This is a genomic window from Paraburkholderia youngii, assembly GCF_013366925.1.
Lineage (GTDB): Bacteria > Pseudomonadota > Gammaproteobacteria > Burkholderiales > Burkholderiaceae > Paraburkholderia > Paraburkholderia youngii.
Window position 1 is genome coordinate 3,927,583 of record NZ_JAALDK010000001.1, and the last position, 25,614, is coordinate 3,953,196.

Annotated in this window: 23 protein-coding genes and 2 tRNA genes; 20 read left to right on the top strand and 5 right to left on the bottom strand. The window is 63.2% G+C overall.

Features of this window, described 5'->3' with window-relative positions; all coding sequences use genetic code 11:
- Positions 1-85: 85 nt before the first annotated feature.
- Both G5S42_RS18110 and G5S42_RS18115 read right to left on the bottom strand, forming a co-directional pair.
- The gene (locus G5S42_RS18110) at positions 86-919 is read right to left on the bottom strand and encodes an alpha/beta fold hydrolase (protein ID WP_176108071.1); all 834 of its coding nucleotides are present in this window, start codon (positions 917-919) and stop codon (positions 86-88) included.
- Positions 916-2,253 carry an O-acetylhomoserine aminocarboxypropyltransferase gene (locus G5S42_RS18115; RefSeq protein WP_176108072.1) on the bottom strand — a complete coding sequence of 446 codons (1,338 nt, stop codon included), beginning with the start codon at positions 2,251-2,253 and terminating at the stop codon, positions 916-918. The genes G5S42_RS18110 and G5S42_RS18115 overlap by 4 nt, the downstream gene beginning before the upstream one ends.
- Positions 2,254-2,540: 287 nt before the next feature.
- On the opposite strand from G5S42_RS18115, the gene G5S42_RS18120 reads away from it, so the two are divergent.
- The 3 genes from G5S42_RS18120 (at position 2,541) to aroC (ending at position 6,375) form a co-directional block, all read left to right on the top strand.
- Positions 2,541-3,008, top strand: a complete 468-nt coding sequence (locus tag G5S42_RS18120; RefSeq protein ID WP_176108073.1) for a CBS domain-containing protein — start codon at positions 2,541-2,543, stop codon at positions 3,006-3,008.
- Positions 3,009-3,197: 189 nt separating this feature from the next.
- A complete protein-coding gene (locus tag G5S42_RS18125) occupies positions 3,198-5,135 on the top strand; it encodes an MFS transporter (protein ID WP_176108074.1) in 1,938 nt (645 codons plus the stop codon).
- Between the two features lie 139 nt (positions 5,136-5,274).
- Positions 5,275-6,375 (top strand): chorismate synthase, encoded by a 1,101-nt coding sequence (gene aroC / locus G5S42_RS18130; protein WP_176108075.1) that lies wholly within the window; start codon positions 5,275-5,277, stop codon positions 6,373-6,375.
- Positions 6,376-6,550: 175 nt separating this feature from the next.
- Here aroC and G5S42_RS18135 read toward each other — a convergent pair whose 3' ends face one another.
- A complete protein-coding gene (locus G5S42_RS18135) occupies positions 6,551-8,224 on the bottom strand; it encodes an electron transfer flavoprotein-ubiquinone oxidoreductase (protein WP_176108076.1) in 1,674 nt (557 codons plus the stop codon).
- Between the two features lie 187 nt (positions 8,225-8,411).
- On the opposite strand from G5S42_RS18135, the gene G5S42_RS18140 reads away from it, so the two are divergent.
- Together G5S42_RS18140 and G5S42_RS18145 are read left to right on the top strand one after the other, a co-directional pair.
- The gene (locus G5S42_RS18140) at positions 8,412-9,188 is read left to right on the top strand and encodes an SDR family oxidoreductase (RefSeq protein ID WP_013089927.1); all 777 of its coding nucleotides are present in this window, start codon (positions 8,412-8,414) and stop codon (positions 9,186-9,188) included.
- A gap of 55 nt (positions 9,189-9,243) precedes the next feature.
- Entirely contained in the window at positions 9,244-9,675 is a 432-nt protein-coding gene (locus G5S42_RS18145) for an acyl-CoA thioesterase (protein WP_176108077.1), read from the top strand.
- A gap of 46 nt (positions 9,676-9,721) precedes the next feature.
- Here the strand turns inward: G5S42_RS18145 and G5S42_RS18150 are convergent, their stop codons facing one another.
- Positions 9,722-10,267 (bottom strand): LuxR C-terminal-related transcriptional regulator, encoded by a 546-nt coding sequence (locus G5S42_RS18150; protein WP_176108078.1) that lies wholly within the window; start codon positions 10,265-10,267, stop codon positions 9,722-9,724.
- A gap of 223 nt (positions 10,268-10,490) precedes the next feature.
- Here G5S42_RS18150 and G5S42_RS18155 point away from each other — a divergent pair, with 223 nt between their 5' ends.
- The 15 genes from G5S42_RS18155 (at position 10,491) to G5S42_RS18225 (ending at position 24,345) form a co-directional block, all read left to right on the top strand.
- Positions 10,491-11,195, top strand: a complete 705-nt coding sequence (locus G5S42_RS18155; RefSeq protein ID WP_176108079.1) for a CoA transferase subunit A — start codon at positions 10,491-10,493, stop codon at positions 11,193-11,195.
- Positions 11,196-11,197: 2 nt separating this feature from the next.
- On the top strand, positions 11,198-11,839 hold the full coding sequence (locus G5S42_RS18160; RefSeq protein ID WP_013089923.1) for a CoA transferase subunit B: 642 nt from the start codon (positions 11,198-11,200) through the stop codon (positions 11,837-11,839).
- 225 nt (positions 11,840-12,064) lie between these two features.
- The gene (locus tag G5S42_RS18165; RefSeq protein WP_176108080.1) at positions 12,065-12,979 is read left to right on the top strand and encodes an alpha/beta fold hydrolase; all 915 of its coding nucleotides are present in this window, start codon (positions 12,065-12,067) and stop codon (positions 12,977-12,979) included.
- 78 nt (positions 12,980-13,057) lie between these two features.
- Complete coding sequence (locus tag G5S42_RS18170; RefSeq protein WP_176108081.1) at positions 13,058-13,411, top strand: RidA family protein; 354 nt, start codon at positions 13,058-13,060, stop codon at positions 13,409-13,411.
- A 69-nt stretch (positions 13,412-13,480) separates the two neighbouring features.
- Entirely contained in the window at positions 13,481-15,724 is a 2,244-nt protein-coding gene (locus G5S42_RS18175; RefSeq protein ID WP_176108082.1) for a RelA/SpoT family protein, read from the top strand.
- A 105-nt stretch (positions 15,725-15,829) separates the two neighbouring features.
- A tRNA-Val gene (locus G5S42_RS18180) sits at positions 15,830-15,906 on the top strand.
- A gap of 253 nt (positions 15,907-16,159) precedes the next feature.
- Positions 16,160-18,067: a threonine--tRNA ligase gene (gene thrS / locus G5S42_RS18185; RefSeq protein WP_176108083.1), complete on the top strand. Its 1,908-nt coding sequence runs from the start codon at positions 16,160-16,162 to the stop codon at positions 18,065-18,067.
- 48 nt (positions 18,068-18,115) lie between these two features.
- Positions 18,116-18,640 (top strand): translation initiation factor IF-3, encoded by a 525-nt coding sequence (infC, locus tag G5S42_RS18190; protein ID WP_075643713.1) that lies wholly within the window; start codon positions 18,116-18,118, stop codon positions 18,638-18,640.
- 258 nt (positions 18,641-18,898) lie between these two features.
- Positions 18,899-19,096, top strand: coding sequence for a 50S ribosomal protein L35 (gene rpmI, locus G5S42_RS18195; protein WP_006052501.1), 198 nt, complete (start codon positions 18,899-18,901; stop codon positions 19,094-19,096).
- A gap of 29 nt (positions 19,097-19,125) precedes the next feature.
- Positions 19,126-19,485, top strand: a complete 360-nt coding sequence (gene rplT / locus G5S42_RS18200) for a 50S ribosomal protein L20 (protein ID WP_006052502.1) — start codon at positions 19,126-19,128, stop codon at positions 19,483-19,485.
- A 158-nt stretch (positions 19,486-19,643) separates the two neighbouring features.
- Positions 19,644-20,657, top strand: a complete 1,014-nt coding sequence (pheS, locus tag G5S42_RS18205; RefSeq protein WP_176108084.1) for a phenylalanine--tRNA ligase subunit alpha — start codon at positions 19,644-19,646, stop codon at positions 20,655-20,657.
- A 159-nt stretch (positions 20,658-20,816) separates the two neighbouring features.
- The gene (gene pheT / locus G5S42_RS18210; RefSeq protein ID WP_176108085.1) at positions 20,817-23,252 is read left to right on the top strand and encodes a phenylalanine--tRNA ligase subunit beta; all 2,436 of its coding nucleotides are present in this window, start codon (positions 20,817-20,819) and stop codon (positions 23,250-23,252) included.
- Between the two features lie 69 nt (positions 23,253-23,321).
- Positions 23,322-23,732 (top strand): integration host factor subunit alpha, encoded by a 411-nt coding sequence (locus tag G5S42_RS18215; protein WP_176108086.1) that lies wholly within the window; start codon positions 23,322-23,324, stop codon positions 23,730-23,732.
- Positions 23,733-23,775: 43 nt separating this feature from the next.
- Positions 23,776-24,192 (top strand): MerR family transcriptional regulator, encoded by a 417-nt coding sequence (locus G5S42_RS18220; RefSeq protein WP_176108087.1) that lies wholly within the window; start codon positions 23,776-23,778, stop codon positions 24,190-24,192.
- Positions 24,193-24,268: 76 nt separating this feature from the next.
- Positions 24,269-24,345, top strand: a tRNA-Pro gene (locus tag G5S42_RS18225).
- Between the two features lie 101 nt (positions 24,346-24,446).
- Here the strand turns inward: G5S42_RS18225 and G5S42_RS18230 are convergent.
- A complete protein-coding gene (locus tag G5S42_RS18230; protein ID WP_176108088.1) occupies positions 24,447-25,610 on the bottom strand; it encodes an acyl-CoA dehydrogenase family protein in 1,164 nt (387 codons plus the stop codon).
- Positions 25,611-25,614: the final 4 nt, after the last annotated feature.

Genomic DNA, 25,614 nt, shown 5'->3' on the forward strand with positions numbered 1-25,614 from the left:
AATCATTCTCCGGCGATCGCCTGCCTAACGCAACCTGGCCATTCGGCCGATGGCGCGGCGGGTTCGGCGTGGATATCGTCGTGATTCAGCGCCCTTCGTGCGGTGCCCGCGTGGCGAAGCTGTACAGCGCATCGAGCGTCGCGTCGGGTTGCTCGGTCATCAACGCGTGGCCCGCATCGAGCGTGACGGTGTCGACCGGCGTGCCCGCCTGCGCGAGCGCATCGGCGAGCGCTTTCGCCGCGCGCGGTGGCGTCATCGCGTCGCGGCGGCCGACGATCAGGCGCGTCGCGCAACGCACCTGCGCCGCGCGGGCGAGGCCGTCCGCATAGGTATGGCAGGCGGTGAAATCGGTGTGGAACAGATGCGGCTCGCCGCTGGCGGACACGTGCTCCATCAGCCGCTGGTTCATACCGTGCAGCCAGAAGCCGGGGCCGGGGCACGAGGGCTTCGCGGCGAGCGTCGAATGCGACCACTGGTTGACCATGTCGATCGCCTCGGGCTCGCGATTGAGCGCCGCGTCGAGCAGCGCGTCGGAGACCGTCATCGGCAGCGCGGTCGCGAGCAGCGCAAGATGCGTGGCGCGCTGCGGATAGCGGCCGGCGAAGTCGAGCGCGATCAGCGAGCCCATGCTGTGACCGGCGACGAACGCACGCGTGACGCCCACGGCATCGAGCAGCGCGGCGAGCCAGTCCGCCAGCGCGGCGATGCTGGCGAGCGCGGGGCCGGCGCTGCGTCGGTGGCCCGGCAGGTCGAGCGCGAGCACGCCGAAGCCGTGATGCGCGAAATAGCGGCTTTGGAGCGCCCACACGCTGTGATCGTGCTCGGCGCCGTGGATGAACACCGCGGTCGGCAGGCCCGCGTCGAAGGGTTTGCCGCCGGTGTAGGCGTAGGCCGGTTTGCCTTGGACGGTGACGATCATGGGGACTCCGGGCGGGCGGGGGCGTTCGTGGCGGTGGGCGCCGCAGCGGCGGTTCTTTGCGCGGCCTTCAGCGCGCGCTTGAGATCGTCGATCAGGTCATCCGGATCTTCGAGGCCGATCGACAGACGGATCGTGCCTTCGGTGATACCGGCCGCGGCGAGCGCGGCGGCATCCATGCGGAAGTGCGTCGTCGATGCCGGGTGGATCACCAGCGAGCGCGCGTCGCCGACGTTCGCGAGGTGCGAGAACAGCGTCAGCGCTTCGATGAAGGCGCGCCCGGCCGCGCGGTCGCCGCGCAGGTTGAAGCTGAACACCGCTCCGGCGCCGCGCGGTAGCAGCCGCTTCGCGAGCGCGTGGTCGGGATGCGTCGGCAGCTCGGGATAGGCAACCGATTCGACCACCGCATGAGCGGCGAGAAACTCGACCACGCGGCGTGTGTTGGCGACGTGCCGTTCCATGCGCAACGGCAGCGTCTCGATGCCTTGCAGCAGTTGCCACGCGGCCTGCGGATGCAGGCACGCGCCGAAATCGCGCAAGCCTTCGCGCCGCGCGCGCAGCAGGAACGGCGCGACGGTGCTTTCCTCGGCGAACACCATGCCGTGGAAACCGTCGTATGGCTCGGTGAACTCGGGAAAGAGGCCGGAAGCCTCGAAGTCGAACGTGCCGCCGTCGACCAGCACGCCGCCGATCGTCGTGCCGTGGCCGCCGAGAAACTTGGTCGCCGAGTGGTAGACGAAGTCGGCGCCGTGCTCGAACGGGCGCAGCAGGTAGGGCGTCGTGAAGGTCGAATCGACCAGCAGCGGCACGCGGTGCGCGTGTGCGATCTGCGCGAGCGCGGCGATGTCGAGCACCTCGAGGCCCGGATTGCCGAGCGTTTCGCCGAATAGCAGGCGCGTGTTGGGGCGCAGCGCGGCGCGCCACGCGTTGAGGTCGCCGGGCTTCACGAAGGTCGTCTCGATACCGAAGCGCCGCAGCGTGTAGTGCAGCAGATTGTGCGAGCCGCCGTACAGCGCGCTCGACGCGACGATGTGGGAGCCGGCGCCCATCAGCGTCGCGATCGCCAGATGCAGCGCGGCCTGGCCGCTTGCGGTGCCGATCGCGCCGGCGCCGTTTTCGAGCGCGGCGACGCGCTCTTCGAACACGGCGACGGTCGGATTCGAGATGCGCGAGTAGACGTGGCCGGCGCGCTCCATGTTGAACAGCGCGGCGGCGTGGTCCGAGTCGCGGAATGAAAACGACGTGGTCTGGTAGATCGGCGTCGCGCGCGCGCCGGTGGCGGGGTCGGGGGCAGCGCCGGCGTGCAGCGCAAGCGTATCGAAACGGTTGGCGGACATCGTGTGCGGCGGGCCGCGAGGGGCCACGCGAATGATCAGGGTAGGCCGGCCATCCTATCATTGGCGCGCGCCGCTTCAAGCGCGGTTTTCCCGTGGGATGGACCGCGGATTTGTGCGGCTCGTGCCGGGAGCGGGGCATGCTCGCTATCTGGAAGTCAGATGAATTGGAGCCCCCGAAACCCCGCCGAGCCTTGGCTGGCGGGCCGCTTTCCTTTTATGGGCCTTTCCGATAGGATCGAAACAACCATTTAATGCACTGCAAGATTGGCGGTACCAGGAGATAGATCATGCGAGTCAGCGACATTCTTAAAGTCAAGGGCAACACCCTTTTTACGGTCACGCCGGATACCACGCTGCATGACGCCGTCATTACCATGGCCGAGCACGACATCGGCTCGCTCGTCGTGATGGAGTACGGCGACCTCGTCGGCATGCTGACGTTTCGCGAAATCATTCTGACCTTGAGGGAAAACGGCGGCAGCGTCGGTACTTCGACGATCCGCAAGGTGATGGACGACCATCCGCTCACCTGCACGCCCGAAACCGACGTCAACGAAGTGCGCCGCATGATGCTCGAGCATCACGTGCGTTATCTGCCGGTCATGGAAAGCCGCACGCTGATGGGCGTCATCTCGTTTTACGACGTCGCGAAGGCGGTGGTCGAGGAGCAGGGGTTCGAGAATCGCATGCTGAAGGCCTATATCCGCGACTGGCCGGAAGAGCAGGAAGGACAGGATCAGCAGCCGGCGCGTTGATGCGCGTGGCTCGAAGGTCGCGCTCCGGCCGTCGCCGCGAGCGCGAATCCGCCGACAGGGCGCGCGCGCAAGCGGGCGCTTTTTTTGTGTCCGGGCCGGTGCCCGGATCTGGAGCGCGCGTCGCACCGGCCCGTTTGTCCGCCGCTCCGCGCGCTTCATCGCCATTTTCCGCGCCGTTGTTCTGACTTCATGAACGATCGTCCGTTGCCTGCCGCCCGCCGCGCCGCTCGCGCGCACGAAGCGCACGAATCCCAGTTCCGCCTGCTCCGCCAGCGCCGTTTCGCGCCGTTCTTCTGGACACAGTTTCTCGGCGCGATGAACGACAACGTGTTCAAGATCGGCTTCACGTCGCTCGTCACCTATCAGGCGGCGCAGTTTTCGGGCGTCGATCCGAAAACCGCGGCGTTCCTGATCTCCGCGATTTTCATTCTGCCGTTCGTGCTGTTCTCGGCCACTTCCGGCCAGATCGCGGACAAGTACGACAAGGCGTTGCTCACGCGACTCGTCAAGACTTTCGAGATCGCGGTGATGCTGGTCGGCGGCGCGGGCTTCTGGCTGCATAGCGCGCCGCTGCTGTATCTGTGCACGTTCCTGATGGGCGTGCATTCGACCGTATTCGGGCCGGTCAAGTACTCGTATCTGCCGCAGCATCTGTCGAAGGCCGAATTGGTCGGCGGCAACGGCATGATCGAGATGGGCACCTTCGTCGCGATCCTGGTCGGCACGATCGTCGGCGGCGCGGGCGCGGGGTTCGCCGAGCATGGCGCGGTGGTGCTCGCTGGCGCGTGTATCGCGATCGCGCTGATCGGGCGCGGCGTGTCCGGCTTCGTGCCGGCTACGCCCGCGCCGCAGCCCGGCTTGCGCATCAACTGGAACCCGGTCAGCGAAACGTGGCGCAATCTGAAGCTCGCGCACGAAAACCGCACGGTGTTTCTGAGCCTGCTCGGCATCTCGTGGCTGTGGTTCGTCGGTGCGACGTTCCTCGCGTCGTTCTTCAATTTTGCGAAGGACGTGCTGTCCGCCGATCCGGACGTCGTGACCGTGCTGCTCGCCACGTTTTCGATCGGCATCGGCATTGGCTCGCTGCTGTGCGAACGGCTGTCGAAGCGGCGGATCGAAGTCGGCCTCGTGCCGCTCGGCTCGATCGGCATGAGCGTGTTCGCGATCGATCTTTTTTTTGCGAGCCATGCGCTGCCGCCGGCGGGGAATCTGCTCAGCGTCGGGGAATTTCTCGCGCGGCTCGCACATTGGCGCGTGCTCGCCGATCTGTTCCTGCTGGCGATGTTTGGCGGCTTCTACAGCGTGCCGCTGTATGCGCTGATTCAGAGCCGTAGCCAGCCGAGTCATCGCGCGCGCATCATCGCCGCGAACAATATCCTCAACTCGCTGTTCATGATCGTGTCGGCGCTGATGGCGATGGGCCTGACCGCCGCGGGCTTCGCCATTCCGGCAATTTTTCTCGTCACCGCGCTGCTGAACGTGGTGGTCGCGGGCTACATCTATTCGCTCGTGCCCGAGTTTCTGCTGCGCTTCGTTGCGTGGCTGCTCGTGCATACGTTTTACCGGATCCGGCTCGTGCACGCGGAGCGGATTCCGGAGCGCGGCGCGGCGGTGCTCGTGTGCAACCACGTCAGTTTCGTCGATGCGATCGTCATCATGGCCGAAAGCCCGCGGCCGATCCGCTTCGTGATGGACCATCAAATCTTCCGCTCGCCGTTCGTCGGCTGGCTATTCCGGCATGCGAAGGCGATTCCGATCGCGCCCGCGCATCAGGACGCGGCGCTGCTCTCGCGTGCGTACGATCTGTGCGCGCGGGCGCTCGCGGACGGCGAACTCGTCTGCATCTTTCCCGAAGGCAAGCTGACGCGCACGGGTGAGCTGAACCCGTTTCGCCACGGCGTCGCCGAGATCGTCAGACGCACGCCGGCGCCGGTTATTCCGATGGCGCTGCGTGGTCTGTGGGGCAGCGTGTTTTCGCGCGCGGTCGATGCCCACTGGCCGCGTCCGCTCAGAAAGGGCGTGATGAGCCGGCTGAGCCTCGCGGTCGGCGAGCCGATCGACCCGGCGCTCGCGACGCCGGAAACACTGCAGCAGATCGTGACCGAGTTGCGCGGCGCGCGCAAATAGCCTTGGGCCGGTGCGCGGATGCCGAGGTCGCTAGCTCGTCCACTATCACCCGCATTCGGCAGCGCTGTCGCCACGCCCGTCTTCGGGGCGAGCGGGCTGGCATAATAGCGTTCTCCCCGAATTTCTTTGGACGACGCTCATGTCCGGCAACACGCTCGGTACGCTTTTCACTGTCACGACCTTCGGCGAATCGCACGGCCCCGCTATCGGCTGCGTGATCGACGGCTGCCCGCCGGGCATGGCGCTCAACGAAGCCGATATCCAGTTCGAACTCGATCGCCGCAAGCCGGGCACGTCGCGCCACGTGACGCAGCGCCAGGAAGAGGACAGGGTCGAGATCCTGTCGGGCGTGTTCGAAGGTCAAACCACCGGCGCGCCGATCGCGCTGCTGATACGCAATACCGACCAGCGCAGCAAGGACTACGGCAACATCGCCGAGACGTTCCGCCCGGGCCACGCCGACTACACGTACTGGCAGAAGTACGGCATTCGCGATTACCGCGGCGGCGGCCGCTCGTCGGCACGGCTGACGGCGCCCACGGTCGCGGCGGGCGCGGTGGCGAAGAAGTGGCTGCGCGAGAAGTTCGGCACCGAGATTCGCGGCTATATGGCCGCGCTCGGCGAGATCGACGTGCCGTTCGTCGATTGGGCGCAGGTGCGCGAAAACCCGTTCTTCGTGCCGAATGCGCAGATCGTTCCGCAGCTCGAGGCGTATATGGACGCGCTGCGCAAGGACGGTGATTCGATCGGCGCGCGCATCAACGTGGTCGCCTCCGGTGTGCCGGTCGGCCTCGGCGAGCCGCTGTTCGACCGTCTCGACGCCGACATCGCGCACGCGATGATGGGCATCAACGCGGTGAAGGGCGTCGAGATCGGTGCGGGCTTCGCGAGCGTCGCGCAACGCGGCTCGGTGCATGGCGACGAGCTGACGCCGGAGGGCTTCGTCGGCAATCACGCGGGCGGGGTGCTCGGCGGCATTTCGACGGGACAGGACATCACGGTGTCGATCGCGATCAAACCGACCTCGAGCATTCGCACGCCGCGCCGTTCGATCGACAAGGCGGGACAGCCGGTGGTCGTCGAAACCTTCGGGCGGCACGACCCGTGCGTCGGCATTCGCGCGACGCCGATCGCCGAGTCGATGCTTGCGCTCGTGCTGATCGATCACGCGCTGCGCCATCGCGCGCAATGCGGCGATGTGGCCGTGAGCACGCCGAAGATCGCGGCGAGCGCGCCGTAACGCTGACGCGGCCCCGAGATTGGCGGCGAACGAGCCGCCATGAAAATGAATAGCGAAGGGGACGGACGAAACGCGCGAGAATGCGCGCAGACGAAGGCGCGAGCGCGCTATCGGAATTTGCCTTCGCGACGCTGCCGCTTATCGCACAGCGCCGCAAAAGCAAACAGCACAACAATTACATGTTCGGATAGTTCGGACCGCCACCGCCTTCCGGCGTGACCCACACGATATTCTGCGTCGGGTCCTTGATATCGCAGGTCTTGCAGTGCACGCAGTTCTGCGCATTGATGACGAGCCGCTCGTTGCCTTCGTCGTTCTTCACGAACTCGTACACGCCAGCCGGGCAATAACGCGACTCCGGTCCGGCGTAAGTCTGCCAGTTCACGTTGACCGGCACGCTCGGATCTTTCAGCGTCAGATGCGCCGGCTGATTTTCCTCGTGGTTCGTGTTCGAGATGAACACCGAAGAGAGCCGGTCGAACGTCAGCTTGCCGTCCGGCTTCGGATAGGGAATCGGCTTGCACTGCGAAGCCGGCTTCAGCATCTCATGATCGGAATGCTGGTGATGCAGCGTCCAGGGCACGTTACCGCCGAGCAGCTTCTGCTCGACGCCGACCATCAGCGTGCCGAGGTAGAGACCCTTGCTCATCCACTGCTTGAAGTTACGCGCGCGATACAGCTCGGTGTACAGCCACGACGTCTTGAAGGTTTCCGGATAAGCGGTCAGTTCGTCCGACTGACGGCCGGCCTGTACGGCGGCGAATGCGGCGTCGGCGGCGAGCATGCCGGTCTTGATCGCGGCGTGCGAACCCTTGATGCGCGACGCGTTCAGGAAGCCAGCGTCGTCGCCGACAAGTGCGCCGCCCGGGAACACCAGCTTCGGCAGCGACATCAGACCGCCCGCGGTGATCGCGCGCGCACCGTACGACACGCGCTTGCCGCCTTCCAGAATCGCGCGGATCGCCGGATGCGTCTTGTAGCGCTGGAATTCCTCGAACGGTGACAGATACGGATTCGAATAGCCGAGGCCGACCACGAAGCCGACCACGACCTGGTTGTTGTCCATGTGGTAGAGGAACGAGCCGCCGTAGGTGTCGTTCTCGAGCGGCCAGCCGGCCGTGTGCATCACCAGACCCGGCTTGTGCTTGGCGGGATCGATCTCCCACAGCTCCTTGATACCGATGCCGTACACCTGCGGATCGACGCCGTCGCGCAGCTTGAACTTCTCGTTCAGCTGGCGGCCGAGGTGGCCGCGCGCGCCTTCGCAGAACAGCGTGTACTTCGCGTGCAGCTCCATGCCGAGCTGGAAGTTCTCGGTCGGCTCGCCGTCCTTGCCGATGCCGAGGTTGCCGGTCGCGACGCCCTTGACCGAGCCGTCGTCGTTGTACAACACTTCAGCCGCCGGAAAGCCCGGGAAAATCTCGACGCCGAGCGCCTCGGCCTGCTGACCCAGCCAGCGCGTCACGTTCGCGAGGCTGATCACGTAGTTGCCGTGGTTCTTGAAATTGTCCGGCAGCGCCCAGTTCGGCACGCTCTTCGCGCCCGTCGCCGACAGGAACAGGAAGCGGTCTTCGGTCACCTCGACCGTCAGCGGCGCGCCTTTCTCCTTCCAGTCCGGGATCAGCTCGGTCAGCGCGCGCGGGTCCATCACCGCGCCCGACAGGATATGCGCCCCGATCTCAGAGCCTTTTTCGAGTACGCAGACGCCAAGCTCGACGCCTTGTTCGGCGGCGCGCTGCTTCAGACGAATGGCAGCCGACAGGCCCGCAGGGCCGCCGCCGACGATGACGACGTCATACTCCATCGACTCGCGCGGGCCGTACTGCTCAATGAGACTTGCGGGGGTCATTGATGCTCCTCTTACCGTTAGAATGCTTTTTTCGGGTTCGTATTGTGGGCGATCGATCCCTACGCCGCAACCCAAAAGCCACAGATTAGCACGAGCGTACTATTTCATGATACGGTATAGACCCTTATCGCGGTCGTACCAAACCCCGTCAACCGCAGTTGTCACTACAACCGAGCAAGGAAAGACAATGGGCCGTTCGATCAATCTGGAAGGCAAGGTCGCGCTGATCACTGGCGCCTCGAGCGGGTTGGGCAAGCGCTTCGCGCAGGTGTTGTCGCAGGCGGGCGCGAAGGTCGTGCTGGCGAGCCGACGGACCGAGCGGCTCAAGGAGCTGCGCGCGGAAATCGAGGCGTCCGGCGGCGCCGCGCACGTGGTGTCGCTCGACGTGACCGACTACCAGAGCATCAAGTCGGCGGTCGCGCACGCGGAGACCGAAGCCGGCACCATCGATATCCTCGTCAATAACTCGGGCGTGTCGACTACGCAGAAGCTGTCCGAGGTCACGCCGGCGGACTTCGAATACGTGTTCGACACCAATACGCGCGGCGCTTTTTTCGTCGCGCAGGAAGTCGCCAAGCGCATGATCATGCGCGGCAACAACGCGCAGAAGCCGTCGTACCGGATCATCAACATCGCGTCGATGGCGGGCTTGCGCGTGCTGCCGCAAATCGGCCTGTATTCGATGAGCAAGGCCGCGGTCGTCCACATGACGAAGGCGATGGCGCTCGAGTGGGGCAAGCATGGCATCAATGTGAACGCGATCTGCCCCGGCTATATCGACACCGAGATCAACCACCACCACTGGTCGACCGATCAGGGGCAGAAACTGATTGCGATGCTGCCGCGCCATCGGGTCGGCAAACCGGAGGATCTCGACGGGCTGCTCCTGCTGCTCGCGGCGGACGAATCGCAGTTCATCAACGGCTCGGTGATCGCCGCCGACGACGGTTTCGGGCTCGCGTGAGCGCGCAGTCAAACGTTTCAACAGTCAGGCAGCAAAGGAAGAACGGAAGTAAAGCATGAGCGATTTTCACGCAGTTTTCGAAATGACGATGCCGATCCGCTGGGGCGACATGGACGCCTTCGGTCACGTCAACAACACGGTTTATTTTCGCTACATGGAGCAGGTGCGGATTTCCTGGTTCGAACAGATGGACTTCCTCGGCGAGCGCCCGGACGGGCAGGGACCAGTGATCGTCAATGCGTCGATGGAGTTTCTGAAGCAACTGCACTATCCGGGTGACGTGATCGGCCGGATGTCGGTGGCCACGCCGGGGCGCAGCAGCTTCGATACGGCTTTCGAGCTCCTGCGTGCCGATGAGCCGCATACGCTCTATGCGCGGGGCGCCGCGCGATGCGTGTGGATCGACTACGCGGCGGGCAAGTCGATGCCGGTGCCCGACGTGCTGCGCGCGGCCATCGAGAGCGCCGCTCTCGTCAAGGCGGCCTGACGGCGCTGCCTGAGCGTGGTCGCGTGCTTCATCCTTCCTTTCTCTGTCAATCCCCGAGCAGCCGTTGCAAGAGCTCGGTCGCATTGCCCGTATCGTATTTGCGCATGAGCCGCGCACGGTAGACGTCGACCGTGCGCGGGCTGATGTCGAGCACGCGGCCGATCTGCTTGCTGGTCTTGCCCGTCACCAGTTGCGCGGCGATTTCGCGCTCGCGCGGCGTCAGTTCCACCGCGACCCGGCGGGTCGCGCTCAGATCCTCGAAGGTCCAGACACCCGCCGCGTGCGGGTCGGTGCGCTGCTGCGCGCGGCCCGTCACGTGACACCAGAACAGCTCGCCGTTCGCGCGTTTCATGATGCGGTCGTCCGCGTAGCTGCCTTGCGCGGTCATGATCGGCGGAATGCGCGCGCCGATCCGCTCGAACTCATCCGCCGATGGGTACAACACCTGGAATGACTGACCGATCAGCGCGTCGCGCGCGTAGCCGAAAATCGACGCGAGCTCGTCGTTGCAGTCTTCGATGGTCCGCTCGCGCGACAGCACGAGTCCGATCGGCGCGAGGTGAAATGCAGTGCGGTAATCCAGGGAGGGCATGGGCGGGGCGGCAAGTACTTATGTATTTTTGCGTATTGTGCCGTATGGCGGGCCCAGCGTACTCTTTCGGGCAGATGACAACGCGGCGCATGTCGCGGATGACTACTAGAATGACGTAGCGGTATCGTGAGGCGACGTGAAGTTCGCCAGTTGCGATATCAGCCGCAATGATCCGGCGGCCTGCGTTCAGGTTTCGGGTTTCCATAGAGGAAGGGACATACAGATGAACAAGGTCTATCCAGGCGCCGCCGAGGCGCTGAAGGACATCGTCAAGGACGGGCAGACGTTCGCCGTCGGCGGCTTCGGCTTGTGCGGCATTCCCGAGGCGCTGATCGCGGCGCTGCGCGATTCGAAGGTGCGGGGCATCACCTGCATCAGCAACAACGCGGGCGTCGACGGTTTCGGCCTTGGCCTGCTGCTCGAGACGCGCCAGATCAGGAAGATGATCTCGTCGTACGTCGGTGAGAACAAGGAGTTCGAGCGCCAGTACCTGGCCGGCGAACTCGAGCTCGAATTCACGCCGCAAGGCACGCTCGCCGAGAAGCTGCGCGCAGGCGGCGCGGGCATCCCGGCGTTTTTCACGAACACTGGTTTCGGCACGCAGATCGCCGAGGGCAAGGAAACCCGTCAGTTCGGCGAGAACCACTACGTGCTCGAACATTCGCTGACCGCGGATATCGGGCTCGTCAAGGCATGGAAGGCCGACAAGGCCGGCAACCTGATCTATCGCCGCACCGCGCGCAACTTCAATCCGATGTGCGCGATGGCGGGCCGCATCACCGTCGCGGAGGTTGAAGAGATCGTCGAAGTGGGCGAGCTCGATCCGGACGCGATCCATACGCCTGGCATCTTCGTGCAGCGCATCGTGCTGAATGCGCATCCGGAAAAACGCATCGAACAACGCGTCGTCCGCGCGAAAGGAGACTGATCATGGCATGGACTCGTGACGAAATGGCCGCGCGCGCGGCGAAGGAACTGCAGGACGGCTTTTATGTGAACCTCGGCATCGGCTTGCCGACGCTAGTCGCGAACCACGTGCCGGCGGGCGTCGAAGTGTGGCTGCAGTCGGAAAACGGTCTGCTCGGCATCGGCCCGTCGCCGACCGAAGACGAAGTCGACGCCGACCTGATCAACGCCGGCAAGCAGACGGTGACGACGCTGCCCGGTTCGTCGATTTTCTCTTCGGCGGATTCGTTCGCGATGATTCGCGGCGGCCACATCAATCTGGCGATTCTCGGCGCGATGCAGATCAGCAAGAAGGGCGATCTCGCGAACTGGATGATCCCGGGCAAGATGATCAAGGGCATGGGCGGCGCGATGGACCTGGTCGCGGGCGTCAAGCGCGTGGTCGTGCTGATGGAGCACGTCGCCAAGGGCGATCAGCACAAGATCCTCGAAGAATGCACGCTGCCGCTGACGGGCGTGGGTGTGGTCGATGAGATCATCACCGATCTCGGCGTGATCGAAGTGACCGAAAACGGCTTGAAAGTGACCGAACTTGCGCCGGGCGTGAGCGTCGACGAAATCAAGGCGAAGACCGGCGCGCCGCTCGATGTGAGCGCGGTGAGCTGACGCGGGTTGAGACGCCGCTGCGCGCGTCGATGCGAGCGCGGCGGCAACGATGCTTTCCGGACGGGCGAGACGCGAGTCTCGCCCGTTCTATTTTTGGCGCGCGGCGCCGGATGCGCCGGACGGTTTGCACGATCTTCCTAAGCCTTCTGGCCGATGCTTGCCGCGCGACGAAGCGGTTTACAATCGTTCGCAGCCCAATCCGCAGCGTCTTTGCAAGGACACCAGATGACCGCAACGACTTATGCTTCCACCACCGGGCGGCCCGCGCCGCGTCAACGTTACGTGCAGTGCGCGAGCGCGGCCGGCCTGCATCGCGTCTCCTATACCGAGTGGGGCGATCCGGACAATCCGCGCGTGCTGCTGTGCGTGCACGGACTGACACGATCGGGGCGCGATTTCGACCGACTCGCTGCCAACTTCGCGGACACCTATCGCGTGGTGTGCCCGGACGTGGTTGGCCGGGGCTTGTCGTCGTGGCTCGCGAACCCCAACTTATATGCGGTACCGCAGTACGTCGCCGACATGGTCACGCTGATCGCGCGGCTCGACGTCGATACCGTCGACTGGTTCGGCACCTCGATGGGCGGCCTGATCGGCATGGGGCTCGCCGGTCTGCCGGACACGCCGATCCGCAAGCTGCTGCTGAACGACGTCGGGCCGCATCTGGAGCCGGTCGCGGTCAAGCGCATCGGCGATTATCTGGGCAAGCCCGCACGCTTCGATACGCTGCAGCAGGGTGTCGACTACGCGGCGCAACTCGCGCAGGGCTTCGGCCCGCTGACGCCTGACGAATGGCGCGAAATCAATACGCCGTTGCTGCGCGAAGAAGACGGCGCGTGGGTGCTGCGCTATGACCCGCGCATCGCCCAGCCGTTCGCGGCGGTCACCGAGGAAGCGGCGAAGCTCGGCGAAGCGGCGCTGTGGCATTCGCTCGCGTCGTTCCAGGGGCCGGTGCTCGTGGTGCGCGGCGAGCAGTCGGATTTGCTGTCGCGTGAAACGGTCGCGAAGATGGTGGCGGCCGGGCGTGCGGTATCGAGCGTGGAGATCGCGGGCGTCGGTCATGCGCCGGCGTTTCTCGCGGCGGACCAGATCGCGCTCGCGAGGGAGTTCTTCATCGGCTCGGCCGCGAACGGGTCATAATATTGAGTTCCGCATGAAGCTTTTATTAACGGTGTCGTGCGGCGTGTAGTTCGATCAACCCTCAGCTCAGGACATTTCATGGCAGTCATTCGTTATCACGTCGGCAAGCGTCTCTCGGAAATGGCCGTGCACAACGGCACCGTGTACCTCGCGGGTCAGATCGCCGAGGACGACGAGCAGGACATCACCGGCCAGACGCGCGAAGTGCTCGGCCACATCGACCGTCTGCTCGCTGAAGCGAACAGCGACAAGTCGCTGCTGCTGTCGGTGCAGATCTATATCTCGGACATGGCGCATTTCGCCGGCATGAACGCAGTGTGGGACGAGTGGGTCGCGCAGGGTGACACGCCGCCGCGCGCGACCGTCGAGGCAAAGCTCGCGAATCCGAAGTGCCTCGTCGAAATAGTCGTGATCGCGGCGCAGCGCAGCTGATTTGCGATTGAGAGGCCGCACCGTTGTTGATTTTCCGTTGAATCGTCTGGCCCGGCGGGCCGTCGCACCATGAATACCGAAACCGTTCCGAACGCGCCTCATCCCCATCGTTCCTTCGACGAAGCGATGGCGTTCGTGCGCGAATATGCGGGCGAGGTGCGGCTGTCGTCGGGCGAATTGCTCGCGGATCACGCGGCGGGCACCGCGTCGATCATGCGCAAGCTCAACGTCGATCCGCCGGCGGTGCTGGCCGCGGCCCTGTTCGCGCTGACACCGCATCTGCACGATCCGGAGCGCGTGATCGCCGACAACTTCGGCGAAGAAGTCGCGCAACTGGTCGGCGACGTGCGCAAACTGCTGCGGCTCGGCACGGTCAGTTTGCGTGCGGCGCAAAACGCGATGCCCGAGGCCGGGCGTGACGCGCAGGCTGCGCGCCGCGCGCAGGTCGAGGCGCTGCGCAAGATGCTGCTCGCGTTCGCGCAGGACATTCGCGTCGTGCTGATCCGCCTCGCGTCGCGGCTGCAATCGCTGCGTTACTACGCGGCCGCGAAGATCACGCCGTCGCCCGACGTCGCGCGCGAAACCCTCGATATCTACGCACCGCTCGCGAACCGCCTCGGCATCTGGCAATTGAAGTGGGAGCTCGAGGATCTCGCGTTCCGTTTCGAGGAGCCGGACACCTACAAGCGCATCGCGAAGCTGCTCGACGAGAAGCGCGTCGAGCGTGAGAGCTATGTCGCACAGGCGATCGAACGCCTGCAGCAGGAGCTGGCCGCCGCGCACATTCGCGCCGAAGTGAGCGGTCGGCCGAAGCATATCTACAGCATCTGGCGCAAGATGCGCGGCAAGCAGCTCGACTTCGCGGAGCTGTACGACGTGCGCGCGTTTCGCGTGATCGTGCCGGACATCAAGGACTGCTACACCGTGCTCGGCATCGTGCACAACCTGTGGCAGCCGGTGCCGAAGGAGTTCGACGATTACATTTCCCGGCCGAAGCCGAACGGCTACAAGTCGCTGCACACGGTCGTGATCGGCGACGACGGCCGCGCGTTCGAAGTGCAGGTCCGCACGCAGGAAATGCATCGCTTCGCCGAATACGGCGTGGCCGCGCACTGGCGCTACAAGGAAGCGGGTGCGCGCGGCTATGGCGGCACGTTCACCGCGAGCGAGAAATACGACGAGAAGATCGCCTGGTTGCGACAGCTGCTCGCGTGGAAGGACGAGGTGTCCGAGGGCGAGCATGGCGAAGCGGGCGCGGTGCAGCCATGGGAGCAGTTGCGGCAGGCCACGCTCGACGACGATCACATCTACGTGCTGACGCCGCAGGCGCGCGTGATTCCGTTGCCGCACGGCGCGACGCCGATCGACTTCGCATATCACCTGCACAGCGAGCTTGGGCATCGTTGCCGCGGCGCGCGCGTCGACGGCGTGATGGTGCCGCTCAACACCGCATTGCAGAATGGCCAGACGGTCGAGATCGTGGCGGTGAAGGAGGGTGGTCCGTCGCGCGACTGGCTCAATCCGCAGCTTGGCTATCTGCAAAGCGGGCGAGCGCGGCAGAAGGTGCGCGCGTGGTTCAACGCGGTCGAGTTGCAGGAGCACATCGCGAACGGTCGCGCGATGGTTGAAAAAACCCTGCAGCGCGAAGGCAAGACCTCGGTCAATCTCGATCAGCTGGCCGCGCGGCTTGGTTTCAAGACCACCGACGACCTGTTCTCCGTGGTCGGCAAGGAGGAATTCAGCCTGCGGCTCGTCGAGCAGGCGCTGCAGGACGCGCCGCCGCCCGAGCCCGAGCTCGAGGCGCCGGAAAAATTCGAGAAACGCAGCAGTGGCGCGAGCGTCGCGCGCGGCGCGTCTACCGGCGTGCTGGTGGTCGGCGTCGATGCATTGCTCACCCAGCTCGCGCGCTGCTGCCGGCCCGCGCCGCCCGACGACATCTGCGGCTTCGTCACGCGCGGCAAGGGCATGTCGGTGCATCGCAGCGACTGCGCGACGTTCCGCCGGATGGCAGAGCGCGCGCCGGAGCGCGTGCTGCAGACCGCGTGGTCGGCGGACGTGATGAGCGGTCGCGGCCAGTCCGTCTACCCGGTCGACCTCAGCATCGAGGCGACGGACCGACAAGGCTTGCTGCGCGATATCTCCGAAGTGTTCGCGCGGGAAAAGATGAACGTGATTGGCGTGAAGACGCAAACGCGCCGCAATGCCGCGTTCATGCAATTTACCGTCGAGGTTTCTAGCTCTGCGCAGATCCAGCGCGCGTGCACGTTGCTGGGCGAAATCACGGGCGTGGTGCGGGCGACGCGCAAGAACTGAGGCGCGGACGATTGGAAAAGGGCCTGCCGACGGAGAGACGAATTAAAGTCGCTGCATAAAAGTACTTGCCAAGCTGGGCTGTACCCCATATACTCTCGTTTCTTCAGGCTCGTAGCTCAGCTGGTTAGAGCACCACCTTGACATGGTGGGGGTCGTTGGTTCGAGTCCAATCGAGCCTACCAACGAAATGGAATTCCGGTCTCGCCGGGGTTTCGCAAGATGCAGTAAGCGCTTTGAGCGCAAAAAGGCGAATACGGTTATGACACCGCGAACGTTGACCGAAACCACTTCGGAGCGACGCTAGTCGAGGACCTCTTTCGCCAGTGATGTTTGCGTAAAATGTGAATGCGGCCCCTCGAAAGTGGGGCCGCATTTTTTTTGTCTTTTTGACCCTGGTTGTATGTGCCGCCGCCGGTCGGCACCACGGAGAACGCAATGGTTTCGATACGTTTGCCTGACGGTTCTGTTCGACAGTACGAGCATCCGGTGACCGTCGCCGAAGTGGCCGCCTCGATCGGCCCCGGCCTCGCGAAAGCCGCACTCGGCGGGAAGATCGACGGGGAGTTGGTCGATACGTCTGCGCTGATCGATCGCGACGTGGCGCTCGCCATCATCACGGAGAAGGATGCAGACGGACTCGATATCATCCGCCACTCGACGGCACACCTGCTCGCGTATGCGGTGAAGGATCTGTACCCCGAAGCGCAGGTTACGATCGGCCCCGTCATTGACAACGGCTTTTATTACGACTTCTCGTACAACCGTCCTTTCACGCCGGAAGACCTCGAAAAGATCGAAAAGCGCATGCAGGAGCTCGCGAAGAAGGACGAGCCGGTGTCGCGTCGCGTGGTGTCGCGCGACGAAGCGGCCGAGTACTTCAAGAGCATCGGCGAAAAGTACAAGGCCGAAATCATCGAATCGATTCCCGCCAGCGACGAAATCAAACTGTACTCCCATGGCGGCTTCACGGATCTGTGCCGCGGCCCGCACGTGCCGTCCACCGGCAAGCTGAAGGTCTTCAAGCTGATGAAAGTCGCGGGAGCCTACTGGCGCGGGGACTCGAAGAACGAGCAGTTGCAGCGAATTTACGGCACGGCCTGGACGAAGAAGGAAGACCAGGAAGCATACCTGCACATGCTCGAAGAGGCCGAGAAGCGCGATCATCGGAAGCTGGGCAAGCAGCTCGACCTGTTCCACATGCAGGACGAGTCGCCGGGCATGGTGTTCTGGCATCCGCGCGGCTGGACGCTGTGGCAGCAGGTCGAGCAGTACATGCGCCGTCGCGTGAATGACGCCGGCTACCTTGAAATCAAGACGCCGTTGATCATGGACCGCTCGCTGTGGGAAGCGTCGGGACACTGGCAGAACTATCGTGAAAATATGTTCACGACCGAATCGGAAAAGCGCGACTACGCAATCAAGCCGATGAACTGCCCCGGTCACGTGCAGGTGTTCAACCACGGTCTGCGCTCGTATCGCGATCTGCCGCTGCGTTACGCTGAGTTCGGTTCGTGCCATCGCAACGAATCGTCGGGCGCGCTGCATGGACTGATGCGCGTGCGCGGCTTCGTGCAGGACGACGCCCATATTTTTTGTACCGAAGACCAGTTCATCAGCGAATCGATCGCGTTCAACACGCTGGCGATGAGCGTCTACCGCGACTTCGGCTTCGACAACGTTGAGATCAAGCTGTCGCTGCGTCCGGATGCGCGCGCCGGCACCGACGAAACGTGGGATCGCGCGGAGCAGGGGCTGCGCGAGGCGCTGACGGCCTGCGGCGTCACGTGGGAAGAACTGCCCGGCGAGGGTGCGTTCTACGGCCCGAAGGTCGAGTATCACATCAAGGACGCGCTCGGCCGCTCGTGGCAGTGCGGTACGCTGCAACTCGACATGGTGCTGCCGGAGCGTCTGGGTGCCGAATACGTCGCCGAAGACAATAGTCGTCGTCGCCCCATCATGCTCCACCGGGCAATCGTCGGATCGATGGAACGCTTCCTCGGGATTCTCATCGAGCACCATGCTGGTGCAATGCCCGCCTGGCTCGCGCCGATCCAGGTCGTCGTGATGAATATCGCGGAAAGTCAGGCCGAATATGCGCAGTCGCTAGCCCAATCGTTGCAAAAACAAGGGGTTAGAGTCGAGGCCGATTTGCGCAACGAGAAGATTAGCTATAAAATACGCGAGCACACGCTGGAAAAGGTGCCGTACCTGCTGGTGGTCGGCGACAAGGAGCGTGAAGCGCAAACGGTAGCCGTGCGTGCCCGTGGTGGTGTCGATATGGGTGTGATGCCTGTTGACGCCTTCATTGAGCGTCTGCGCCAGGATGTGCAGTCGTTCAACTAACCACTCGGTACCCGGCTCGTTTTTTTTAATTTTTAGAGGAAACGTAACATCGCTACTGATAAGTCTGCGCACCGCATCAACGGTGAAATTACAGCACCCGAGGTGCGTCTGGTCGGCGTCGAGAACGAACCGCTCGGCATCGTGAAACTCGCTGATGCGTTCCGCATGTCGGAACAGCAGGACGTGGATCTGGTCGAAATCGCCCCGCAAGCGGTTCCGCCGGTTTGCCGCTTGATGGACTACGGCAAGTTCAAGTACCAGGAAGCGAAGAAGCAACACGAGGCCAAGCTCAAGCAGAAGGTCATTCAGGTCAAGGAAGTCAAATTCCGCCCGGGTACCGACGACGGCGATTACAACGTCAAACTGCGCAACCTCGTCCGCTTCCTCGAAGACGGCGACAAGACGAAAATCACGTTGCGTTTCCGTGGCCGCGAAATGGCTCACCAGGAAATCGGCATGCGCATGCTCGAACGCCTGCGCACCGACCTCGACGAAGTCGGTCAGGTCGAGCAGATGCCGAAAATGGAAGGGCGCCAGATGATCATGGTGCTCGCTCCGAAGAAAAAGAAGTAAGCGGGGAGCAGTTGGCCGGAGCGGCGGCGTGCCATGCGGCCCGCTCTCCGGTAGCGCAAGGTTGTTTGACGCTGTGCTGGGTGTCTGGCGCGGTGTTGGAAAATTTCGGAACGTCGCGCATGCAAGCGCGCAGTCGTTCCCGAAAAGCGGCCGCTGGCGGTATCGGCGGCCTGCATACCAAGTGGAATGGGTTTCGAAGGGCGGGAAATGGCCATCTGGCCGACCGCACACCCATGTCCATCTAATAATGGAGTTGTCATGCCGAAGATGAAGACCAAGAAGAGCGCTGCAAAGCGCTTCGTGGTGCGTCCGGGCGGTACCGTTAAGCGCGGTCAGGCCTTCAAGCGTCACATTCTTACCAAGAAGACCACCAAGAACAAACGCCATCTGCGCGGCTCCACGGCAGTTCATGATTCCGATCTGAACTCCGTTCGCGCAATGCTGCCGTTCGCTTAACCCTTAACCGACACTCATAGGAGCGAAACATGCCTCGAGTAAAACGTGGGGTTACCGCACGGGCCCGTCACAAGAAGATCATCAAGCTGGCCAAGGGTTACCGCGGCCGTCGCAATAACGTCTATCGCATCGCCAAGCAGGCGGTCATGCGCGCAGGCCAGTACGCCTACCGCGATCGCCGCAACAAGAAGCGGGTGTTCCGCGCACTGTGGATCACGCGTATCAACGCGGCGGTGCGTCAGCACGACATGACGTACAGCGTGTTCATCAACGGCCTGAAGAAGGCGTCGATCGAACTGGACCGCAAGGTGCTGGCCGACATGGCTGTATTCGACAAGGCTGCTTTTGCTGCGATCGTTCAGCAGGTGAAAGCCGCCGTTGCAGCCTGATTGCGCTTCTGGCAATTAAAACTGCGTGGTTCGTTGCAGCGAACATCCGGTAGTCTCGGTGACGCTGCAACAAAAACGGGGCTCCTCACCGAGCCCCGTTTTTGTTGGTAGAACCAGTTTTGTTTCGATAGAACACTGACGTTGAAATGATGGGATCAATGGATCTGGACCAGATTGTCGCCGACGCGCAAAAAGCCTTCGCAGAAGCCCCCGACGTCACCACCCTCGAGAACGAGAAAGCGCGCTTTCTCGGTAAGGCGGGTGCGCTGACCGAGATGTTGAAAGGCCTTGGCAAACTCGATCCCGAAACGCGCAAGACAGAAGGCGCTCGGATCAATCTCGTCAAGCAACAGGTCGAAGCCGCGCTGACGGCACGTCGTCAGTCGCTCGCCGATGCGCTTCTGAACCAGCGCCTCGCCGCTGAAGCGATCGACGTCACGCTGCCGGGCCGCGGCGCCAATGCTGGCAGCCTGCACCCGGTGATGCGCACCTGGGAGCGCGTCGAGCAAATTTTTCGTACGATCGGATTCGACGTGGCCGACGGCCCCGAGATCGAAACCGACTGGTACAACTTCACTTCGCTGAACAGCCCGGAAAACCATCCGGCGCGTTCGATGCAGGATACCTTCTACGTCGACGGCAAGGACGCCGACGGCCGCCCGCTGCTGCTGCGTACGCATACGAGTCCGATGCAGGTACGCTACGCGCGTACCAACACGCCGCCGATCAAGGTGATCGTGCCCGGCCGCACGTATCGCGTGGATAGCGACGCCACGCATTCGCCGATGTTCAACCAGGTCGAAGGCCTGTGGATCGACGAGAACATCAGCTTCGCGGACCTGAAGGGTGTCTATACCGACTTCCTGAAAAAATTCTTCGAGCGCGACGACATTCTCGTGCGCTTCCGTCCGTCGTATTTCCCGTTCACCGAACCGTCGGCCGAGATCGACATGCAGTTCGAAACGGGCAAGAACGCGGGCAAGTGGCTCGAAATTTCGGGCTCCGGCCAGGTGCATCCGACCGTGATCCGTAACATGGGTCTGGACCCGGAGCGCTATATCGGCTTCGCTTTCGGCAGCGGCCTCGAGCGTCTCACGATGCTGCGTTACGGCGTGCAGGACCTGCGCCTGTTCTTCGAAAACGACCTGCGTTTCCTGCGTCAATTCGCGTGAACCGGCGCGCGCGAGCGCTACAAAGCAAAGAACGCGGCAGCGCACCCGGTGCGCGCCGCGAGCGTCCCCGGCAGAGTTCGCTGAACCGGCGCAAGACCACCGGCTTTACGAAGCACCTGCCGGACGTGGACCTAACCTGATCAGAACGTACACAGAACCATGCAATTTCCGGAATCCTGGCTCAGAACTTTTGTCGATCCCCGACTGACCACCGACGAACTGTCGCACGCGTTGACGATGGCGGGTCTCGAAGTCGAGGACCTGCGGCCGGCCGCGCCGCCGACCTCGAAGATCGTCGTCGGCCAGGTGCTGGAAGTCGTCAAGCACCCGGACGCGGACAAGCTCAACGTGTGTCAGGTCAACGCCGGCACCGGCGCGACGCTGAACATCGTATGCGGCGCGCCGAATGTCGCGCCCGGCATCAAGGTGCCGGTCGCGCTGGTCGGCGCGCAACTGCCGCCGGCGGAAGAGGGCGGCGCACCGTTCGCGATCAGGCTGTCGAAGCTGCGCGGCGTCGAAAGCCAAGGCATGCTGTGTTCGGCGCGCGAGCTGAAGCTCTCCGAAGATCACAGTGGTCTGATGATCCTGCCGGAAGATACCCCGATCGGCCAGGACATCCGCGAGACCCTCAACCTCGACGACACCGTTTTTGAAATCAAGCTGACGCCGAACAAGGCCGACTGTTTGTCGGTATTCGGCGTGGCGCGCGAAACGTCGGCGATTACCGGGGCACCGCTGCGCTCGCTCGACATCAAGCCGGCTCCGGTGAAGCTGAATGAAACGCTGCCCGTGAAAATCTCGGCGCCCGATCTGTGCGGCCGTTTCTCGGGCCGCGTGATCCGCGGCGTCAATGCGCGCGCGAAGTCGCCGCAATGGATGGTCGAGCGTCTCGAGCGCTCCGGCCAGCGTAGCATCTCCGCGCTCGTCGACATCTCGAACTATGTGATGCTCGAGCTGGGGCGTCCGTCGCACGTGTTCGATCTCGACAAGATCCACGGCGGCATGGACGTGCGCTGGGGACGCAAGGGCGAAACGCTGAAACTTCTGAACGGCGACACGGTCGAGCTCGATGAAACGGTCGGCGTGATCGCCGACGAGCAGCACATCGAAAGCCTCGCGGGCATCATGGGCGGCGACAGCACCGCGGTCACGCTCGACACCACCAACATCTATCTCGAAGCCGCGTTCTGGTGGCCCGATAGCATTCGTGGCCGCTCGCGCAAGTACAACTTTTCGACCGATGCAGGCCATCGCTTCGAGCGCGGCGTGGATTACGCAACGACCGTCGATCATATCGAGCACATCACGCAGTTGATCCTCGACATCTGCGGCGGCGAAGCGGGTCCGGTCGACGATCAGATCGTCAACGTGCCAAAGCGCGCGCCCGTGAAGATGCGCGTTTCGCGCGCGAACCGCATCATCGGCGTCGCGATCGGCGCCGATGAAATCGGGCAGATCTTCACGCGCCTCGGCCTGTCGTTCGAGCGTGACGGCGATACGTTCTCGGTGATGCCGCCGTCGTACCGCTTCGATATCGAAATCGAAGAGGACCTGATCGAAGAAGTCGCACGTATCTACGGCTTCGAAAAGATTCCGGCGCGCCCGCCGGTCGCGACCAGCGAAATGCGCGCGACCAACGAGACGCAACGCTCGATCCACGCGATCCGGCATGCACTCGCCGCGCGCGACTACGCGGAAACGGTGAACTTCAGCTTCGTCGACGCCGAGTGGGAGCAGGACTTCGCGGGCAATAGCAACCCGGTGCGTCTGATTAACCCGATCGCAAGCCAGCTGTCGGTGATGCGCACGACGCTGTTCGGCAGCCTGATTCATGTGCTGCGCACGAACCTGAACCGTCGCGCGGCGGACCGCGTGCGCGTGTTCGAAGCGGGCCGCGTGTTCCTGCACGATCCGTCGATCAAGGACGGCGAGCTGACGGTCGAAGGTTTCGCGCAGCCGAAGATGATCGGCGCGCTCGCCTATGGTCCCGCGCTCGACGAGCAATGGGGCGCACCGACGCGTGCCGTCGACTTCTTCGACATGAAGGGCGACATCGAAGCGCTGCTCGCACCGGCGCTCGCGCGGTTCGTAAAGGCCGAGCATCCGGCGCTGCATCCGGGACGCAGCGCGCGTATCGAATTGAATGGTCGCGCAGTGGGCTGGATTGGCGAATTGCATCCGCGCTGGATGCAAAAATATGATTTGCCGCATGCGCCGATTCTGTTTGAAATCGAAGCGGAAGCATTAATGCAACGGGTATTGCCGGTTCCGTCGGAAGTTTCAAAATTCCCGCCGGTACGACGTGATATTGCGGTGGTCGTCGATCAGAAAATCGAGGTTCAGGCGCTGCTCGACGAGCTCCAGAAGGCCCAGTCCGAACCGGCCTGCAAGGCTGTCCAGAAGGTTGCGCTTTTCGACGAATTTCGTCCAAAATCAAACACTTCCGGTGGTCTGGCCGCGCACGAGAAAAGCCTTGCGTTCCGGGTGACCTTGCAAGATACTGGCGGAACCCTTCAGGATGAAACGGTCGATCTGGCTATTCAAACTCTGGTGGAACGTCTGGCTCGAGTATATGGCGCACGGTTGCGCGGATAACCCGCATTTAACATTTGCACGGCTGTTTCCGCATCCATTGTTTTATGCTTGGCGCGCCATTTGATAGATATGAATGAAATGAACTCGAGTGATTTCGAAGCCCTTCTTACGGCGCAACGCAGCGCCATGATTCGAGAAATTCCGACATCACCCGCCGTCGTTTCCAATGAAACGCCGACGCTCACCAAGGCGGAACTTGCCGAGTTGCTGTTCGACAATGTCGGGCTCAACAAGCGGGAAGCGAAGGACATGGTCGAGGCGTTCTTCGAGGTGATCCGCGATGCGCTCGAGAGCGGCGACAGCGTCAAGCTGTCGGGCTTCGGCAACTTCCAGTTGCGCGATAAGCCGCAGCGTCCCGGCAGAAATCCGAAGACGGGCGAGGCGATTCCGATCGCCGCGCGTCGCGTGGTGACGTTTCATGCAAGTCAAAAGCTGAAGGCGCTCGTCGAAAACGGCGCCGAAGCGAGCTTCGCGCGCTGATCGACTGGCGCGCTTTCGGGCAACCCATCACGGCTAACTGACGATGACAGCGACGATCGAAAAAGTCGTCTTGCCTCCGATTCCGGCGAAGCGATACTTCACGATTGGTGAGGTCAGCGAACTTTGCGGCGTGAAGCCCCACGTGCTGCGTTACTGGGAGCAGGAGTTCACCCAGTTGAGGCCGGTCAAGCGGCGCGGCAATCGTCGGTATTATCAGCATCACGAGGTGCTGCTGATCAGGCGGATTCGAGAGTTGCTGTACGAGCAGGGTTTTACAATCAACGGCGCCCGCAACCGGCTCGATTCGCATGGCAGCGGTGGGCCGGATGCCGTCATCGAAGAGGGTGAGGCTGCCGCCGGAGCCGCAGGGCAGGTCCAGGCATCGGCGGCAACGGTTGCTGTCGATGTCGAGAAGTTGCGCGAGGAACTGCAGAGCGTAATCGATCTGCTGGGCCACTAGTTAATGGGCTCGTTCGCTTTGTTCGTGTCGGGCAGTTCTAATCGAATGAAGTGTCTGTTATAATTTTTCTTTTGTTCGGGGCGTAGCGCAGCCTGGTAGCGTACCTGCATGGGGTGCAGGTGGTCGGAGGTTCAAATCCTCTCGCCCCGACCAAGATCAAAAAGGACTTACGGTGAAAGCTGTAAGTCCTTTTTTCTTGCCCGTCGCGGATAACTGCGACGCTCCGCGTCTCCGACAAGCAGGGCGCCTGATGATCAGGCCTGCGCGAGCGACGCCGCAGCTCCCAGCGCCACAAACCGCTCCAAATGATGATCCTCATCGCCAAGCTGATGATCGATCATCACGAGCCGCTTCGCGTAATGCGCAAGCGGCAACTCCCATGTCATGCCGATCGCGCCGTGCATCTGGATGCATTCCTCTGCGACCCGGGTGCCGATCCGGCCGATGCTGTACTTCGCCGCCGACACCGCGCGCTCGCGCGCATTGCGTTCACCATCGAGAGCCGCCGCCGCATTGATCACCGCCGAGCGCGCCTGCTCGATTTCGAGCAGCAAATCGGCCATGCGATGCTGCAACGCCTGGAAGCTGCCGATCGGCACGCCGAACTGCCTGCGCGTGCGCAGATAGTCGAGCGTGTAGTCTTTCGCGACGTCCATGGCGCCGACCGCTTCCGCGCACAGCGCGAGCACGCCGCAGCTCATCGCATATTCGAGCGTCGCAAAGCCCTGGCCGACTGAGCCGAGCACGGAGTCGTCGTCGAGCGTGACATTGTCGAACGTCACTTCGGCCGCGCGTCCCCCGTCGATCTTCCGATAGCCGCGCACGCTCACGCCCGCCGCGTCCCTCGGCACCAGAAACAGCGTGATGCCGGCTTCGGCATCGTCTTCGCCGCTCGTGCGTGCCGAGACGAGGAACACCTGAGCATGCTCGCTATGCTGAACGACGGCCTTCGCGCCATACAAAGTCCACGCGCCCCTGTTGCCTTCAACGCTGCGCCGCGCGCGCGTCGCTGCGACACGAGCCAGTTCGTAATGACTGTCCGGTTCGCCATGCGCGAGCGCAACGATTCGCGAGCCGTCGATCAACGAATCCAGTGCCGATTTTTGCGCGTCACTGCCGCTGCGAGCGATCGCCCGGCCGACGATCAGCGTATCGAGAAACGGCTCGACGACGAGGCCCCGGCCGATACTCTCGAACACCACGGAAATATCGAACGCGCCGCCGCCAAAACCGCCGCTCGCTTCGTCGAACAGTGCGCCGATCACGCCAAGCTCCGCGAAGCGCGCCCACAATTCGGTGCTGAAGCCTTGCGTCGAGCGCGCGATCTGGTCGCGCGTCGCGAAGCCGTACTGCTCGCTGATAAACCGGTTCAGCGTATCCGCCAGCATGCGGCGGTCTTCGGTGTGCTGGAAATTCATGACG

Bases quoted from the DNA above. Each gene is read 5' to 3' on its own strand.
- rpmI (WP_006052501.1), top strand. From the start codon at position 18,899: ATGCCGAAGATGAAGACCAAGAAGAGCGCTGCAAAGCGCTTCGTGGTG.
- G5S42_RS18170 (WP_176108081.1), top strand. From the start codon at position 13,058: ATGGCAGTCATTCGTTATCACGTCGGCAAGCGTCTCTCGGAAATGGCC.
- G5S42_RS18175 (WP_176108082.1), top strand. From the start codon at position 13,481: ATGAATACCGAAACCGTTCCGAACGCGCCTCATCCCCATCGTTCCTTC.
- pheS (WP_176108084.1), top strand. From the start codon at position 19,644: ATGGATCTGGACCAGATTGTCGCCGACGCGCAAAAAGCCTTCGCAGAA.
- G5S42_RS18145 (WP_176108077.1), top strand. From the start codon at position 9,244: ATGAGCGATTTTCACGCAGTTTTCGAAATGACGATGCCGATCCGCTGG.
- G5S42_RS18115 (WP_176108072.1), bottom strand. From the start codon at position 2,253: ATGTCCGCCAACCGTTTCGATACGCTTGCGCTGCACGCCGGCGCTGCC.
- G5S42_RS18155 (WP_176108079.1), top strand. From the start codon at position 10,491: ATGAACAAGGTCTATCCAGGCGCCGCCGAGGCGCTGAAGGACATCGTC.
- thrS (WP_176108083.1), top strand. From the start codon at position 16,160: ATGGTTTCGATACGTTTGCCTGACGGTTCTGTTCGACAGTACGAGCAT.
- G5S42_RS18220 (WP_176108087.1), top strand. From the start codon at position 23,776: ATGACAGCGACGATCGAAAAAGTCGTCTTGCCTCCGATTCCGGCGAAG.
- G5S42_RS18215 (WP_176108086.1), top strand. From the start codon at position 23,322: ATGAATGAAATGAACTCGAGTGATTTCGAAGCCCTTCTTACGGCGCAA.
- G5S42_RS18165 (WP_176108080.1), top strand. From the start codon at position 12,065: ATGACCGCAACGACTTATGCTTCCACCACCGGGCGGCCCGCGCCGCGT.
- G5S42_RS18110 (WP_176108071.1), bottom strand. From the start codon at position 919: ATGATCGTCACCGTCCAAGGCAAACCGGCCTACGCCTACACCGGCGGC.
- G5S42_RS18160 (WP_013089923.1), top strand. From the start codon at position 11,198: ATGGCATGGACTCGTGACGAAATGGCCGCGCGCGCGGCGAAGGAACTG.
- pheT (WP_176108085.1), top strand. From the start codon at position 20,817: ATGCAATTTCCGGAATCCTGGCTCAGAACTTTTGTCGATCCCCGACTG.
- G5S42_RS18135 (WP_176108076.1), bottom strand. From the start codon at position 8,224: ATGACCCCCGCAAGTCTCATTGAGCAGTACGGCCCGCGCGAGTCGATG.
- aroC (WP_176108075.1), top strand. From the start codon at position 5,275: ATGTCCGGCAACACGCTCGGTACGCTTTTCACTGTCACGACCTTCGGC.
- G5S42_RS18140 (WP_013089927.1), top strand. From the start codon at position 8,412: ATGGGCCGTTCGATCAATCTGGAAGGCAAGGTCGCGCTGATCACTGGC.
- G5S42_RS18230 (WP_176108088.1), bottom strand. From the start codon at position 25,610: ATGAATTTCCAGCACACCGAAGACCGCCGCATGCTGGCGGATACGCTG.
- G5S42_RS18120 (WP_176108073.1), top strand. From the start codon at position 2,541: ATGCGAGTCAGCGACATTCTTAAAGTCAAGGGCAACACCCTTTTTACG.
- G5S42_RS18150 (WP_176108078.1), bottom strand. From the start codon at position 10,267: ATGCCCTCCCTGGATTACCGCACTGCATTTCACCTCGCGCCGATCGGA.
- rplT (WP_006052502.1), top strand. From the start codon at position 19,126: ATGCCTCGAGTAAAACGTGGGGTTACCGCACGGGCCCGTCACAAGAAG.
- G5S42_RS18125 (WP_176108074.1), top strand. From the start codon at position 3,198: ATGAACGATCGTCCGTTGCCTGCCGCCCGCCGCGCCGCTCGCGCGCAC.